Source organism: Chitinophaga hostae, assembly GCF_018224885.1.
GTDB classification, from domain to species: domain Bacteria; phylum Bacteroidota; class Bacteroidia; order Chitinophagales; family Chitinophagaceae; genus Chitinophaga; species Chitinophaga hostae.
This window is the reverse complement of sequence record NZ_JAGTXB010000010.1, coordinates 70,455-85,799: the sequence shown is the minus strand read 5'-3', so window position 1 is coordinate 85,799 and position 15,345 is coordinate 70,455. Positions and strand designations below refer to the sequence as shown.

Below are 15,345 nucleotides of genomic sequence, written 5' to 3'. Positions count from 1 at the left end.
TTATTAAACGTTTGTCTGCGCTTTCAGGATCATCAGTTAAATCACATGAATTACAGTCCTTCTTCGCGGCATTTGCTAAAAGCTAAAAGCTAACTGCTAGCCGCTATAAACTGCATCTCACTGAGCGTTCTGTATAATCCGTCCTGTCCGATCAATTCATTGTGGGTGCCTTCTTCCACGATATGTCCTTTATCCAGTACAATAATCTTGTCGGCCTCCCTCACGGTGGCGAGGCGGTGGGCAATCACGATGGAGGTACGCCCTTCCATCAGTTTGTCCAGCGCGTCCTGAACCAGCCTTTCTGATTCGGAATCGAGTGCGGAGGTAGCCTCGTCCAGTATCAGTATCCGCGGATTTTTCAGCACCGCCCTGGCGATGGCGATACGTTGCCGCTGCCCGCCGGACAACTGGATACCACGCTCTCCTACTACGGTATCAAGTCCTAACGGAAACCGCTGTATGAATTCCCAGGCATTGGCCTGTTTGGCGGCAGCCTCCATTTCTTCCACTGTAGCACCGGGTTTGCCATAAGCAATATTTTCAGCGATGGTACCGCCAAAGAGGAATACGTCCTGCGGCACCACTGCCATCTGGGAACGTAGCTGTGATAAGGGAAAGGAGCTGCTTTCCTTGCCATCAAACAGGATGTTGCCATTCACCGGATCGTATAACCGTAACAGTAAGGATACTATCGTACTTTTACCAGCGCCGCTGGGCCCCACCAATGCCACCTTTTGATCGGCGTACACATCAAACGACACATCATTCATAATCGTCAGATCCGGGCGGGAAGGATAATGAAAAGAAACATTGCGAAAGCTGATTTGTCCGTCCAGGTGGTTTTCCGGGGCAATAGCCGTAACCGGTGAGATATCTTCCGCCGGTTCATCCAGTATTTCCAGCAGATGTTCAGTAGCGCCAATGCTTTTTTGCAGATTGGTGTATACCTCAGCCAAACCTGCGATAGAGCCGCCTATAAACAGGGAATAGAGTACAAATGACAGTAGTGCGGAAGTAGGCATACCAATGGCAACCCCTCTCCAGATCACGGCCACGAGCGCGCCAAAAATCCCCATAATGATAAAGGAAGAAAAGGCGCCGCGAAACTTGCCGCCTTTCATCCCGATGCGGGCAGCTTCGTTGGTGCGCTGCTTATAGCGGGCTATTTCAAAGAATTCGTTGGCAAACGCCTTTACGTTCAGGATGCCCTGCAGGGTTTCCTCTACCACCGTATTAGAAGCGGCCACCTGCTCCTGCACCTGTTTGGAAAAACGGCGGATAAACTTCCCGAATACCACCGCCACGATCATCATCAGCGGCAAAATGGCCAGCATAAAGGCGGTCAGCTGGGGGGAAGTGATCAGCAATATCACCACGCCACCTACGATAATGATCATCTGCCGGATAAATTCGGCCAGGGTGGTGGTGAACGTTTCCTGCAACAGGGAAATATCTGAAGAAATACGGCTGCTCAGTTCTCCTACTCTCCTTTCCAGGAAAAATTTCATCGGCAGCCGGATCAGGTGACTATAAATAGTTTGCCGGAGAGTAGCCAGCGTTTTCTCAGTTACATTTACAAATAATACAATACGAAAGAAGGAAAAAATGGATTGTCCTATCAATACAGCGATCAGCATAACGCCTGCTTTATTCATGCCTTTAACCAGGCTGGTACTGCTGCTGGGATCTACCAGGTTACCCAGTAGTTTTGGAAAAGCAAGACCTGCAAGACTGGATATCAGCAGGAAAAGCAGCCCAAGCGCAAATTGAGGCCAGTAAGGTTTTACATAACGGAACAGGCGGAATGTTTTTTTAAGGGATGCCACTTTGATGGGTTGTTTGGGAGATGTGGCGGTAATGTCGTTTTGCATTCGGATATAGTCTTTGTTAATAGAGGTAGACGAAGTGTATCCAAATATATTGTAAAAAGTGCTATAAAATGATAACGCCTCCGGTGTTTGTTTCCCTGATAACGGAAAAACAAACACCGGAGGCGTTGTGCTGCGTATTACCGACGCGGCCCGGTTTTAGAGGAATCACCGGCTCCCGTGCCATAGCGGGAGGAATCTTCTCCCGGATTAATAGCTCCGGGGGGCATTTGCGCCGCAGGAGCAGTATCCGGTGGTGGTACTACGCCCGCAGTATCCATTGCATTAACTGTTGAATCTGTTGCCGGTTTATTACCGTTACCGCATGCTGCCAGTAATAGTACGCCCAGCCCCGCCAGCATTAACATGTTTGTGACTTTCATAATACAGTTGTTTAAGGGTGAAGTAAATCAGTGTCAGATGAGTTAACGGGCGTCACACCTTAAACCGCCTGTTTATAAACGGACTGTGTCGGGCTTCGTTTTAGTGGTATCAACGGGAATAACGCTGGTGGAGTCTACCTTGGGAATAGCCACCGCTGCCGAATCCGCTTCCCGGCTGGCCTCTTTGCTGCCGCTGCAGGAAAATAGAAAAAGGCTGAGCATACCTGCTAAACACAGTACCACGCATGCTTTATAGAAAAAGGGTTCCATTGTCAGATGAATTTATGATGAGTATTCCGGTAAACCGTTTAAATTTTTATTACTTTTTCTCAAAGGAAAGAATTGTGCCAACGCGTACATTTGTAGCAATATATTTTCACGATGAAACATGTTTTGCAAGTCATAGAAGAAGACCAGCTGCTGAAAGTACTGATTGCGCTGGTAATGGGAGCATTACTGGGACTCGAAAGGGAATATAAGCGCAAGGCCGCAGGGATGCGTACTATGACGCTGATATGTATGAGCAGTACGGTATTCACCATTTTATCAGCGGAACTGGGATTCCCTAACTCTGCCGACAGGGTAGCCTCCAATATCCTTACGGGCGTTGGTTTTATCGGGGCCGGTGTGATTTTCAAAGGCGATTACACCATAGATGGAATTACCACGGCGGCCTCTATCTGGATCGCCGCCGCACTGGGCATGGCCGTGGGTATGAGCCAGTACTGGCTGGCAGCGGCGGCCCTCGCCGGTTCGCTGATCGTTTTAATTGTACTGGAGTTTGGCGAAAGGAAAATTGCGCAGATGAACGACAAACGTCTCTACACAATTTACTTTTATGAAGAGAAATTTCCACACATGGATGTTGAAAATATACTACAGGGGTTTCATCTTAAATATAAAAAAATGATGATCGTGAGAAAGGAAGACGTCATAGAAGTAAATTACGCGGTACGCGGCCACCGCGATAAAATGGAGCAGCTGGATACTTACCTGCTGCAAAATAAAAACATCTTCCAGTACGAAGTGCAGTCCAATCCCCTGTAATCCTTTCATTAATTATTATTTATGCCATCATACGCAGATATGCCTTTACACTATGGCCAGGTACCGCCCTGGCTGGCGAAGCGTATGAGTCTTTTAGGCGGCGCTATTGTGGAGGCCATCGTTACAGACTATGGTAAGAGTGAAGTGATAAAGCGACTCAGCGATCCCTGCTGGTTTCAGGCACTGGGCTGCGTGCTGGGCATGGATTGGCACTCATCCGGCATTACCACCAGCGTAATGGGTGCTTTGAAAAAGGCTGTCAATCCCCGTTCCGCTGAACTGGGTATCTATATTTGCGGCGGCAAAGGCCGCCATAGCAAACAAACGCCTGCAGAGCTCACCGCTATTGCCAATAAAATCGGGCTTCCCGGCGATCAACTGGTATACAGCAGCAAGCTCACCGCCAAGGTCGACAATACCGCCGTTCAGGACGGTTTCCAGCTATACCTGCACTCCTTTATACTGTCTGATGAAGGAGAATGGGCAGTGGTACAACAAGGTATGAATGATGCCAGCAGCATGGCCAGACGCTATCATTGGCATTCGGCTGCATTCAGGTCTTTCACCGAAGCGCCGCATACTTTTATATATGGTCGTAACCAGGGACAGATCCTTAACCTGACCGATCTGCAGGCAGGCAGCACTAAATCGGGCATCCTGCAGCTGACAAAGGAGAAGCCAGTCCACCTGCTTCCCGAAATCCGCCATCTCACGATGCCGTCCCACCATGATGTGAGAGCGGAGAATGTAAATCTGAAACGACTTGGAAGCGTACTGGCCCTGGCACATGATACCCAGCCGGCTAATTTTGAAACGCTGCTGATGCTCGAAGGCGTAGGCCCCAGAACGTTGCAATCGCTTACGCTGGTGAGCGAAGTGATACACGGTACTCCCTCCCGCTTCGATGATCCGGCCCGTTTTTCGTTTGCTCATGGCGGTAAGGACGGACATCCTTTCCCGGTGCCTACCAGGGTTTACGATGAAACGATCCATACACTGAAAGAGGCATTGCAAAAAGCTAAGATCGGCGAGTCTGATAAAAAAGACGCCATCCGAAAATTATCAATACTGTCTCAGCAAATGGAAAAAGACTTTGAGCCCAACGCCAATTTCGATAAAGTGATAGCACAGGAACGCCAGAACTCCTGGCAGTACGGTGGCAGAACAGTTTTCGGAAAAGCAGTAAAACCTCCGGAACCCGGGAACGGTGAGCAGCTCAAGCTTTTCTGAGTGGAATAATAAACAACGATTGTCATGATCAACTACAACAATTTAACCATACCGGAAGCCACCGTTATACAACGGGAAATGCAGCAACAGGTAAAAACTGTTACCTTTAAAGGTCCGCTAAACTACATCGCCGGAGCAGATATCTCCTTCAATAAATTTAGTACTACGGTGTATGCTGGCATCGTGCTGCTGGAATTTCCATCGCTTATCCCGGTGGGTTACAGTCTTGTAAAAAGAGAAGTGCTGTTCCCCTATGTACCCGGGTTTCTTGCTTTTCGTGAAATCCCTCCCTTGCTGGATGCGTGGGAACAATTACCCGTGAAACCCGATATCCTCGTAGTAGATGGCCATGGTATCGCTCATCCGCGTCGTATGGGTATTGCCAGCCACTTTGGTGTACTTGCCAATCAGGCTACCATTGGCAGCGCCAAGAAGAAACTGTTTGGCATTTATGAGGAACCGGCGCCGGAAAAGGGCAGCCATACCCCGCTGACCGACAAACAAGGACAACTACTGGGTAATGTATTCCGCAGCAAAACGAACGTAAAACCAATTTTTGTGTCGCCAGGACACCTGGCAGATGTGCCTGGCAGTCTTGATATTCTCCGGCAATGCATAAAGGGCTATCGCCTTCCCGAGCCTACAAGACTGGCGCATAACGCCGTAAACCAGTTCAGGCTGGGTGCGGTCCCGGAAGGATGGAGCGCGCTGTAGCAGCACCGGCAGCCCTGATATTTGCGCTTCGCATTCAACCCGCCGCTTAAAACTTAATCCAGGCGATATTGGCCTTCTTTTCCAATCCACTACGGGAAATCAAAATGGTTGCGTATTGACGGCTTTGAGGAAGGTAATCTGTTGCGCCCATCATACAGGCATAACCTTTCGTTACTTCCGGCATACCAAATAAAAAGAGCCTTTCCATTTTTCCCTTATAGAAACGATAACAAACGAAATTGGCATCAGCAGCGAATTTCAATGGCTTACGTACTTTATCTTGTCCCCCGGTGTCAAGGTATTGCAGGTAGTCATTAAACAATACAAAAGAAAGATCAGCACCGGGAATATAGTCATAAGAGAGATAGGTATTGGTATTCAGTGCAGCAATTTTATTACGGAACACCCATTCACTTTTGGCGCGGCGCTGCAGCTGGAAGGGCTCGCAAACACCTGTAACCACCTGGTACTTGGAAACCGCCATGGTCGTATTTTCCCGGCCGGCGGTATCCAATACGGCAATGCCAATATCACCAAGATTTGTATGTAGTTTATTAACCTGAGAATTGCCCTGCTTAAAGAAAGACAGGTTTTCCAGCAACAGCGTACTGCTGCCATCTTCGTTTAGTACTAATCGTTGCGGAGTGCCTTTGTATTCTTCCTTGTATCCCAGGTTTAACAGTACATTCCTGGTCAGTTCCGGGAACGACAACTGTACATGCTTTTTCAACTTACCATTTGCGGCCAGGAAGGTGTTCATCATAATCCCCGTTCCTCCCTCCTTTTGATGGGCAGGAAGGTATAGCAACAGGCGCACCTGCTCCATGGCCGGCGTGGCCTGAATATAACCGGCTACATTACCGGCGCCCGCTGTGTAATCCAGCACACGGTGCGCAAAAGTCGCCGAATCCGGCGACAGCAAAGAAAAAAGTACCTTAGGCCCGGCATCGTCATCTTTCTGCTTCGCGTTAAACCCCACTGTAGCAAGATATACCCGTTCTTTTCCCTGCACAGCCATGCTGATATAACTGAAATAGCTATACGAAGTATCGGGTAAATAGAACCAGGCTTTATTAACCTGTTCGTGCGCGGGGGAGAAATGCAACACCTGTATCCGCTCGTGAACACTGTCATTTTTCTGTATAGCGGCTCCTGAAAAAAAGGCCACAGCGTAGTAATCACTTGCCGGGTCTTTCTCTACAAAGATATCATGTGATGCCAGGTTATCGTCTGCAAACACGCTCCGGTGTTGAACGGTAGGTATTTCCCCCAGCTTGTCTTCCCGGAGCAGCTTCCCCGTTTCCGGATCCAGTACCAGGCGGTATAACACCGGGATATATTTTACCAGCTGCTGTAAAAATATAACCGGTTGCCCGTTTATTTCATAGATACCATCTATTTCGGTTGACTCAAGGTCCGCGCTATTCCACTGTTGTGTATGTACGGTATCGGCAACGGTTAATTCATGCTGTGGATTGTATACGGTTACCAGCAATCCCTCCTTTTTTCCAAAATGCAGGTAAAGCGTGTTGCCGTTCCTCAGCTGGAGGAGCTTGTCCCAGCCATCTGCGGGCTCACTAAAGTCAGGACCCAACGTTACCGCAGGCACCTGGGCGCTAACGCAGGTACCGATCAGTAGTACTGCCAATAGCAACCGCCATCTAAGATGTTTCATCATTTAACCAATTAATAATTTCAAATATATGAAATTATTAATCTATAAATCATCTGCCGGTGTTTTTTAGTAAGAATTGTAATGGCATCCGGAAAATGTAAATAGAAAAGTTAAAACTTGCGCTCACATGGAAAAAACTGCGTCACAGTTGCCGCTAACCTGATTTTATATTATGATTTGTCCTTAAATTAGCCGCATGAATTGCCTGATAGTAGACGATAATAAGTTAGCGCGTACTGCCATGAAACAACTGGCCAGCCATGTGGACCATCTTCATGTGATTGGTGAATGCAACAGCGCCATGGAGGCTTATAATCTTTTACAGAAAGAAAAAATAGACCTGCTCCTGCTGGATATTGAAATGCCTGGCATGAGCGGACTGGAACTGACCCGCAACCTGGGAAAAAAGCGGCCGGTCATCATTTTCACCACGGTGAAAACAGAATATGCCGTAGAAGCTTTTGAACTGAATGTGGCTGACTACCTGATTAAACCAGTGCAACCCGCCCGTTTTATACAGTCTGTAGAAAAGGCCCGGGAAATAGTAGACAGCAATAACCGGGAGCTGCAGGTATCAGATACAGAGTTTGTTTTTATACGGGACAATGGTATATTAAAACGGATACGCACAGAAGATATCCTTTTCCTGGAAGCAATGGGCGACTATGTTAAGCTTAATACGCCGCAGAAATTCCATGCGATCCATACTACTTTGAAAGCCCTGGAAGAAAAGTTGCCTCCCGGTAAATTTATGCGGGTGCATCGTTCCTACATCGTTGCGCTCGACAAAATTGAATCCATAGAAGACGGTACCATCCTTATTCAGAAGCACGTGATCCCTATTGCGGATGCTTACCGTACTGCCCTGAACAATAAACTGAACCTCTTATAATTCAACGACACTTTATCCCGCTTGACCGACAGCTGCCGCCTGTTGGGCCATAAGTTATGCCATCGCCCCGTAAGTGGATGTACCTTTAGGTCGTCAAACAATTGATCACTATTTAAAGTATACAACCATGAAAAAGTTTGGTATTATTATCGCCGCAGCAATGTTGTTTATGAGTGCATCATCTTTTGCACAAACAACTGCACCTAAAAAAGAAGTAAAGAAAGAAGCGTCAGCGAAAGCTCCCGCTCACAAATCACATAAAAAACATCATCACGCAGCAAAACCTGCTGCTGCTCCGGCTGCACCAAAAGCAAAATAATCAGTATTTGTTTTTTGGCTGTTCAGAAATTTAGCCTCAGAGTAATCCTGCTCTGAGGCTAAATTTCTGGAGAACTCAGGAATAATTTCCTACTTTTAACGAACCGGCTTTCCTATATCAGCGTTTATATGTACTAAACTGTCATGCAGCCTAAAAGAATCAAATATTACCTCCTTGGTCTGTTCATTACCGGAATGATACTATTTGTTGTGCTGCAGTTTAATTCTTCCAACAACATCCACAAACTGATTAAAGGCAACGAGCAACTGTTACAGGAGCTTAATGTAAAAAATGAACTACAGAAGCTGCAAACCAATATGGCCAAAACCGACAGCAAAGTGCGCGGTGCAGTTATTTCCCAGGATACCACCCATATTACCGGCATCGAAGCCGAAGTAGCCATCATAAAAGCCGACCTCAAAGAGATCAATAAAATTATACGCAACGACAGCACCGAAAAACTGCTGACCCAGCTTAATTACCTGGTAGACGAGAAAAACAACTTTAACCTGATGGTGCTGGATACTTTCTACAGCAACGGGAAATGGGCAGCAGAAAGAATGATCAACAATCAAAAGGGAAAGCGCCTGGGAGAAGCCATCAACAGTATTTTGCGGCAACTGGATACCACCCGGCAGTCGGAAGTGAACCGCACCACTCACCTGATAGACAGCAGCGGTCAAAAAGCACAGAGCTGGGGTACCGTACTTGTATTTTTTGCCTGTTTAATGAGCCTGCTGGCTTTCCTGTATATTACCAGCCGCATTCACCGGCAGGAGCAGCTGATTGAAGCCCTGGATACCTCACAACAGCAGGAGAAAAAACTAGCCGCCGTAAAGGACCAGTTCCTGGCCAATATGAGCCATGAAATCCGCACCCCCATGAATGCTGTATTGGGATTTACCCATTTACTAAAAGGGCAGCCTCTCAACGAAAAGTCGAAAGAATATGTGGGCGCCATTGAAGGCGCCGGCCAGAGCTTACTTGAAATCATCAATGACATCCTCGATATCTCGAAAATAGAATCCGGCATGATGCGTATAGAAGCCACCGCTTTCAGCTTACGCAGCGTGCTGCATGGTGTTAATACCATGTTCAAACCAAAGGCTGAAGAGAAACAGTTACAACTCTCCGTTACCATCGACGAAAATGTGCCCGACATCCTGTATGGAGACGCCATGCGGTTAACACAGGTGCTGGTGAACCTTACCAGCAATGCGGTTAAATTTACCCAGGAAGGCGACGTACGTATCCATGTGGCGAAAATTTGGGCAGAAGATAATGCCGTTCGTTTATTGTTTACCGTTAGTGATACCGGTATTGGTATCGATGCTTCCAAACTGCACAGCATATTTGACCGCTTCAACCAGGCAGAAGCCTCTACTACGAGGAAATTCGGCGGAACAGGCCTGGGACTTACCATCGTAAAACAGCTGATAGAATTACAGAATGGTTTTATTTCGGTGGAAAGTAAAGCCGGAGCGGGCGCCACTTTCAAAGTGGAGCTACCCTATACTTTAGCGGAATCGCTTTCGGAAGAAGGTAATTCCTATTTCGCGGAGAACGATCAGCCGGCACTGCATCCCGATGTTCGTTTGCTGGTGGCGGAAGACAATAAAATGAACCAGAACCTGCTCCGGCATTTACTCGGAAGCTGGCAGCTGCAATACAAGGTGGTTAATAATGGTAAAGAAGTGTTACAGGCACTGGATAAACAACATTACGACCTGGTATTGCTGGATATACAAATGCCCGAAATGGACGGCTATTCTGCTGTACAGGCCATCCGGAATGAACTGCATTCCACCATTCCGGTAATAGCCATGACCGCGCATGCCATGGCCGGAGAACGTGAAAAATGTTTGCAGATGGGTATGAATGAATATATTTCGAAACCCATTATGGAAGATGAACTGTATAAAATGATCCAGGTATACATTGGTAAACTGCCTCCGCGGGAGTTGCCGGCCACCTGGCATCACCCGCATGAAAATGGTATGCAGCAGCTGATCAACCTCGCCTACCTGCACGATCTTTCCAAGGGCAATACCAGCTTTGAGAGAACCATGCTGGAACAATTCATTGCACAGCTGCCGGAGGAATTATCGCTGCTGAAAAAAGCAGTGGCAGCGGAAGACATTCCTGCTATCCGGGCGAATGCACACAATCTCAAAACAACGGTATCATTTATTGGTCTGGAAGCACATCTCTATCCTATCCTCGAACCACTCGAAAAGTTACAGGATAATAACTACCATCCCCAGGTGGTAGCCGGACAGTTCAATACCCTGAAACAGTTGTGTATACAGGCTGTTCAGGAGGCTATCAATATTTTATTATAGGTTAACCGTACATTTTTCCCTGTTCAACGACAGTAATCCCCTGTTCACCGAAACCTCCCAATATCGCCTCTTCTCCTGATGTATTTTTACTGTAGAAATTATAACAACACATTCATCATCTAATCATTTTAAAAAGACAATTATCATGAAAAAAAGCCTGATCGCCGCTGTAGTAGCAATGAGCATTTCTGCTGCATCTTTTGCACAAGCACCAGCTGCTAAACCTGCAAAGAAAGAAAAAGCTAAAACTGAAGCTAAAGCTGAAAAACCAGCTGCTGATACTACTAAGAAAGCTGCTAAACACGAACATGCAAAGAAAGCTGCTGCTCCAGCTGCTAAAAAAGCATAATTCAGTACCATACAGCGTTTGAGTTACAAGTCCCGTCTGCCTCAGGTTGACGGGATTTTTTTGCGTCTTTTTTTGCCCAGGATTAAACTGATTTTGATGATTTACAGGATTATTTTTTGTGATTCTAATTTGCCTTTTAAAAATTAAGTAGATCATTTCCGCTTAAGTCTCCCAAAATCTTTTAAAATCACAAAAAATAATCCTGTAAATCATCAAAATCAGTTTAATCCTGGGCAAAAAAAAGTCCACCGCGATGGTGGACTCTTTTCAATTCTATGTATAATACTGCTATTATTTCTGGCCTAAACCATCCAGCTTCTTTTTCACTTCTTCTACTTTAGCAGTGTTGTTCTTGATCGCATAGATCTTCTGTAAAGCATAGAGGCAGCTTTCGTAGGTTTGTTTATCACCTGCATCGAGGCTGGCGGCTTTAGCAGTAAAGCCGGCATCTGCCTTTTCAAAGAAAGGTAATGCCTGGTTCATCAGGCCTTCTACTTTAGCTTGTAATTCTTTTGCTTTTGCGGAAGTTTGTTGTTTGCTATCCAGGCCGTTCAGTTCTTTGTTGAAAACAACTGCGCGGTTGAAATACAGTGCACCCAGCTGGAAGTTAGCAGTAGCATCAGCAGGGTTCATTTCAATCGCTTTCTTGTACGCAGCTTCAGCTTTACCGATCAGTTCTTCGTAGTTAGCTGGTTTAGGTGCGTCGTTACCTTTTTCATCACGGGGATTAGCCAGGTTGTCTACACGGATAGCATAGTCCAGTACCGCAGCTTCATCATTTGGATTATCGGCGATTTTCTTTTCCAGCATACCGAGCAGTTCATTTGTTTTACCGGTTTTGCTGTAGAAAGCCATTTCCATATCGTTAAAGCGTTTATCCTTAGGGAATAAAACTTTAGCCTGTTCAATTGTTTTCAGCCAGTTAGCCTGATCACCTTTCTCTTCGTACAGTTGTCCCAGGATTACATAGAGTGCTGGTTCTCCTTTGAACTGCAGATCAGATGCTTTCTTCAGGTAAGTGAAGGCATCATCTTTTTTACCTGCCTGGTTAGCGGCATAACCCACATAAAAAGTCAGGGCAGTATCGGTAGGAATGGAACCGCCTAAGTTTTTGCTGTTGTAGAAGTCAGCTACTTCGAAAGCCTGTTTGAAGTTGATCAGAGAGGAATCCCATTTCTGCTCATTCAGGTTGGCATAACCGGCATTGGCGATGGTAGCGTACACATTGAATAAAGGCTGGTTCATTTCCAGTACTGCCTCTTTCATTTTAGGATCTATTTCCAATGCTTTTTTGAAGGCAGCAAAAGCTTCACCGGCCAGTGCAGGGTTCTTTTGTTTAGTACCCATTGCTTCCAGGATCTTACCATCAACCAGCCATGTTTTAGCGTCGTTCTTGGTTTTATCGTTCTGCAATGCTGCGTCGATATCCGCCTTGGCTTTTTCCAGATCTTGCTTCTTCAGGTTCTCATCCGCACTGCTAACTTTTGCCCGTTGCGCCATAACCGATACACCGGCCGTGCAAAAGAGAAGAGATACCAATAATTTTTTCATGCTTTTGTTTTTTTTAGTTGCTGATTACAATAAGAGTATGGTGCTCCAATAAATAAATACAACCAGCTATGTTGTTACCACTAAGAGCTGGCTGTATTTTTTATCAGGAACAGGCAACAGTTCTTTCTAGGGAGCTGTTGCCTGTTTTTTTAATTAATTTATACTTTATTCGTTTGTTGTTTCTTCTGCGTCGCCGGTGGTTTCTTCCGGAGCATCGTCGCTTTCAGCAGCAGGTGCATTGTCCGTGGCTACAGCGTTTGTTTCGCTACCTTCTTCCCCTTCTTCCCCATTGATTACTTCTTCTTCTTCCTGTTCATCCAGGCGGGCTACTGCAGCAATTTCGTCGTTGTTATCGAGACGGATCAGGCGAACCCCTTGTGTGGCGCGACCAGCTTCGCGGATATCAGCAACTGCCATGCGGATCGTGATGCCGGACTTACAGGTGATCATCAGATCATGTTTTTCGGTTACATCGAGTATGGCGATCAGGTTACCGGTTTTTTCAGTGATGTTAATGGTTTTCACCCCTTTACCACCACGGTTGGTAATACGATATTCTTCAATGTTGGTCCGTTTACCAAAGCCTTTTTCAGAAACAACCAGGATCGTTTTCTGATCGTCTTCCTTATTCACACAAACCATACCAACTACTTCGTCCTTGTCGCTATCGACCTCAATTCCCCTTACACCGATGGCGCCGCGACCTGTATCCCTTACGGTTACTTCAGGGAACCTGATAGCGCGTCCGCTCTGGATGGCCATCATGATCTGACTGTCGCCGGTGGTTAATTTAGCTTCCAGCAGTTCGTCGCCTTCGTTGACAGTAATGGCATTTACACCATTCTGACGCGGGCGGGAGAACTCTTCCACCATGGTCTTTTTGATGATACCTTTCTTGGTACAAAGTACAATATAGTGGCTGTTGATAAAGTCTTTATCGCCCAGGTCCTTGATATCAATGATAGCCCGGATCTTATCGTCGGCCGGCAGTTGTATCATGTTCTGGATGGCACGTCCTTTACCGCTCTTTTCCCCGTCCGGAATTTCGTAGACCTTCAGCCAGTAGCAGCGGCCTTTTTCCGTGAAGAACAGCATGGTATGGTGGGTGGAGGCCACGAAGAGATGTTCGATGTAATCTTCATCGCGGGTTTTACCGCCGATGGCGCCACGGCCGCCACGTTTCTGCTGGCGATAGTCGTAAGCGGAAGTACGTTTGATATAACCGAGGTGAGAGATGGTAATTACCACATCTTCTTCTGCAATGATATCTTCAATTCTCATTTCGCTGGCGAGGTACTGGATTTCAGTTTTACGCTCGTCACCGAATTTCTTTTTCACTTCTTCCAGTTCTTCCCGGATGATCTTCATACGCAAAGCTTCATCATCGAGTACTTCCTTCAGGTAAGCGATCAGCTTCATGATATCGTCGTATTCGGCGCGGATCTTATCGCGTTCCATACCGGTTAAACGTTGTAAACGCAATTCCAGTATTGCCTTTGACTGCAGTTCAGATAACCCGAACTCGGACATCAGGCCATCTTTTGCGATTTCCGGTGTTGCAGCAGCACGGATGAGGGCAATTACCTGGTCCAGGTGATCCAGCGCTATAAGGTAACCGGCGAGGATATGCGCTTTTTCTTCTGCCTTACGCAGGTCGAAGCGGGTTCTTCTCACTACTACCTCATGACGGAAATCGATGAACTCTGCGATCATATCCTTCAGATTCAGGATACGCGGACGGCCTTTTACCAGCGCCACGTTGTTGATACCGTAAGATGTCTGCAGTTCGGAGTATTTAAATAACTGGTTGATGATCACATTAGAGATAGCTTCCCTTTTCAGATCAATTACCAGGCGCATTCCTTCACGGTCACTTTCGTCACGTACATCGGAAATACCTTCAATGATTTTATCGTTTACCAGCTGCGCAATTTTCTGATGCAATACTGCCTTGTTGATCTGGTAAGGCAGTTCATAGATCACCAGTTTCTCGCGGCCGTTTTTAGCCGTTTCTGAAGTAATTTTACCTCTTACCACTACTCTGCCCCTGCCGGTTTCAAAACCCTGCTTAACGCCTTCAAAACCATAAATAACACCTCCTGTCGGGAAGTCAGGTGCTTTTACATGTTTGATCAGTTCTTCCACGGTGATATCCCTGTTCTCAATATAGGCCACAGCACCATCCACTACCTCGCTGAGGTTGTGGGGCATGATGTTGGTGGCCATACCTACGGCAATACCGGAGGCGCCGTTAACGAGCAGGTTGGGAATACGGGTTGGCAGTACAGTAGGTTCTTCGAGGGTATCGTCGAAGTTGTTGGTAAAGTCTACTGTTTCTTTTTCAATGTCTTCCAGCATGGCTTCCGCGATCTTCTGCAAACGGATCTCGGTGTAACGCATCGCGGCCGGCATGTCTCCATCTACCGAACCGAAGTTACCCTGACCATCCACCATCGGATAACGCATGCTCCAGGGCTGTGCCAGACGTACAATGGTGTCGTAAATGGAGGCATCACCATGCGGGTGATATTTACCCATTACTTCACCCACAACACGCGCTGATTTCTTGTAGGCTTTGTTACTGTGGTTACCCAGTTCATTCATTCCGAATAAAACGCGGCGGTGCACAGGTTTCAAACCATCTCTTACATCGGGCAGGGCGCGACCCACAATCACGGACATAGAGTAATCTATGTAGGCCGTTTTCATTTGTTCCTCGATGTTAATCTGGACAATTCTCCCTTCCTGATGATTTTCCGTATGCTCTGTCATTTTGTGTGTTGATTTACAGTTTTTTCTGCTCAAAACAGATAAAGGCAAATATAGCCATTTCAGCCCTTATTTCTGCCTAAATATCAAGAAATGTGAATAAAAAGGGCTATAGGGATAAACGATTATATTGCAATATGGATATATGATTGATTTACTCAATGAATGACAACCATTTATATACCGTTTGCGTTATAGGTAGACAG

The 15,345-nt window shown here is 46.5% G+C and carries 13 protein-coding genes; 7 read left to right on the top strand and 6 right to left on the bottom strand.

Annotated features, from left to right (window positions below):
• Nucleotides 1–89: 89 nt before the first annotated feature.
• The 3 genes from KE626_RS20140 to KE626_RS20130 all read right to left on the bottom strand — a co-directional run bounded on the left by KE626_RS20140 (nt 90) and on the right by KE626_RS20130 (nt 2,521).
• A complete protein-coding gene (locus tag KE626_RS20140; protein ID WP_211974735.1) occupies nt 90–1,871 on the bottom strand; it encodes an ABC transporter ATP-binding protein in 1,782 nt (593 codons plus the stop codon).
• 137 nt (nt 1,872–2,008) lie between these two features.
• Entirely contained in the window at nt 2,009–2,251 is a 243-nt protein-coding gene (locus KE626_RS20135; protein WP_211974734.1) for a hypothetical protein, read from the bottom strand.
• Between the two features lie 72 nt (nt 2,252–2,323).
• The gene (locus tag KE626_RS20130; protein WP_211974733.1) at nt 2,324–2,521 is read right to left on the bottom strand and encodes a hypothetical protein; all 198 of its coding nucleotides are present in this window, start codon (nt 2,519–2,521) and stop codon (nt 2,324–2,326) included.
• A 111-nt stretch (nt 2,522–2,632) separates the two neighbouring features.
• On the opposite strand from KE626_RS20130, the gene KE626_RS20125 reads away from it, so the two are divergent.
• Genes KE626_RS20125 through nfi form a run of 3 tightly spaced genes read left to right on the top strand, consistent with a single transcriptional unit; the run spans nt 2,633 to nt 5,242 of the window.
• The gene (locus KE626_RS20125) at nt 2,633–3,298 is read left to right on the top strand and encodes an MgtC/SapB family protein (RefSeq protein WP_211974732.1); all 666 of its coding nucleotides are present in this window, start codon (nt 2,633–2,635) and stop codon (nt 3,296–3,298) included.
• Between the two features lie 21 nt (nt 3,299–3,319).
• Nucleotides 3,320–4,528, top strand: a complete 1,209-nt coding sequence (locus KE626_RS20120; RefSeq protein ID WP_211974731.1) for a DUF763 domain-containing protein — start codon at nt 3,320–3,322, stop codon at nt 4,526–4,528.
• 24 nt (nt 4,529–4,552) lie between these two features.
• Complete coding sequence (gene nfi / locus KE626_RS20115) at nt 4,553–5,242, top strand: deoxyribonuclease V (RefSeq protein WP_249207597.1); 690 nt, start codon at nt 4,553–4,555, stop codon at nt 5,240–5,242.
• 46 nt (nt 5,243–5,288) lie between these two features.
• Here nfi and KE626_RS20110 read toward each other — a convergent pair whose 3' ends face one another.
• Complete coding sequence (locus KE626_RS20110) at nt 5,289–6,917, bottom strand: hypothetical protein (protein WP_211974730.1); 1,629 nt, start codon at nt 6,915–6,917, stop codon at nt 5,289–5,291.
• 196 nt (nt 6,918–7,113) lie between these two features.
• On the opposite strand from KE626_RS20110, the gene KE626_RS20105 reads away from it, so the two are divergent.
• The 4 genes from KE626_RS20105 (at nt 7,114) to KE626_RS20090 (ending at nt 10,819) form a co-directional block, all read left to right on the top strand.
• Nucleotides 7,114–7,809: a LytR/AlgR family response regulator transcription factor gene (locus KE626_RS20105; protein ID WP_211974729.1), complete on the top strand. Its 696-nt coding sequence runs from the start codon at nt 7,114–7,116 to the stop codon at nt 7,807–7,809.
• A gap of 127 nt (nt 7,810–7,936) precedes the next feature.
• Complete coding sequence (locus KE626_RS20100; RefSeq protein ID WP_211974728.1) at nt 7,937–8,128, top strand: hypothetical protein; 192 nt, start codon at nt 7,937–7,939, stop codon at nt 8,126–8,128.
• Nucleotides 8,129–8,271: 143 nt separating this feature from the next.
• The gene (locus KE626_RS20095; protein WP_211974727.1) at nt 8,272–10,470 is read left to right on the top strand and encodes a hybrid sensor histidine kinase/response regulator; all 2,199 of its coding nucleotides are present in this window, start codon (nt 8,272–8,274) and stop codon (nt 10,468–10,470) included.
• 145 nt (nt 10,471–10,615) lie between these two features.
• Nucleotides 10,616–10,819, top strand: a complete 204-nt coding sequence (locus tag KE626_RS20090; RefSeq protein WP_211974726.1) for a hypothetical protein — start codon at nt 10,616–10,618, stop codon at nt 10,817–10,819.
• A gap of 291 nt (nt 10,820–11,110) precedes the next feature.
• Here KE626_RS20090 and KE626_RS20085 read toward each other — a convergent pair whose 3' ends face one another.
• On the bottom strand, nt 11,111–12,370 hold the full coding sequence (locus tag KE626_RS20085; protein WP_211974725.1) for a tetratricopeptide repeat protein: 1,260 nt from the start codon (nt 12,368–12,370) through the stop codon (nt 11,111–11,113).
• Nucleotides 12,371–12,535: 165 nt separating this feature from the next.
• Nucleotides 12,536–15,142, bottom strand: a complete 2,607-nt coding sequence (gyrA, locus tag KE626_RS20080; RefSeq protein WP_211974724.1) for a DNA gyrase subunit A — start codon at nt 15,140–15,142, stop codon at nt 12,536–12,538.
• Between the last annotated feature and the right edge of the window lie 203 nt (nt 15,143–15,345).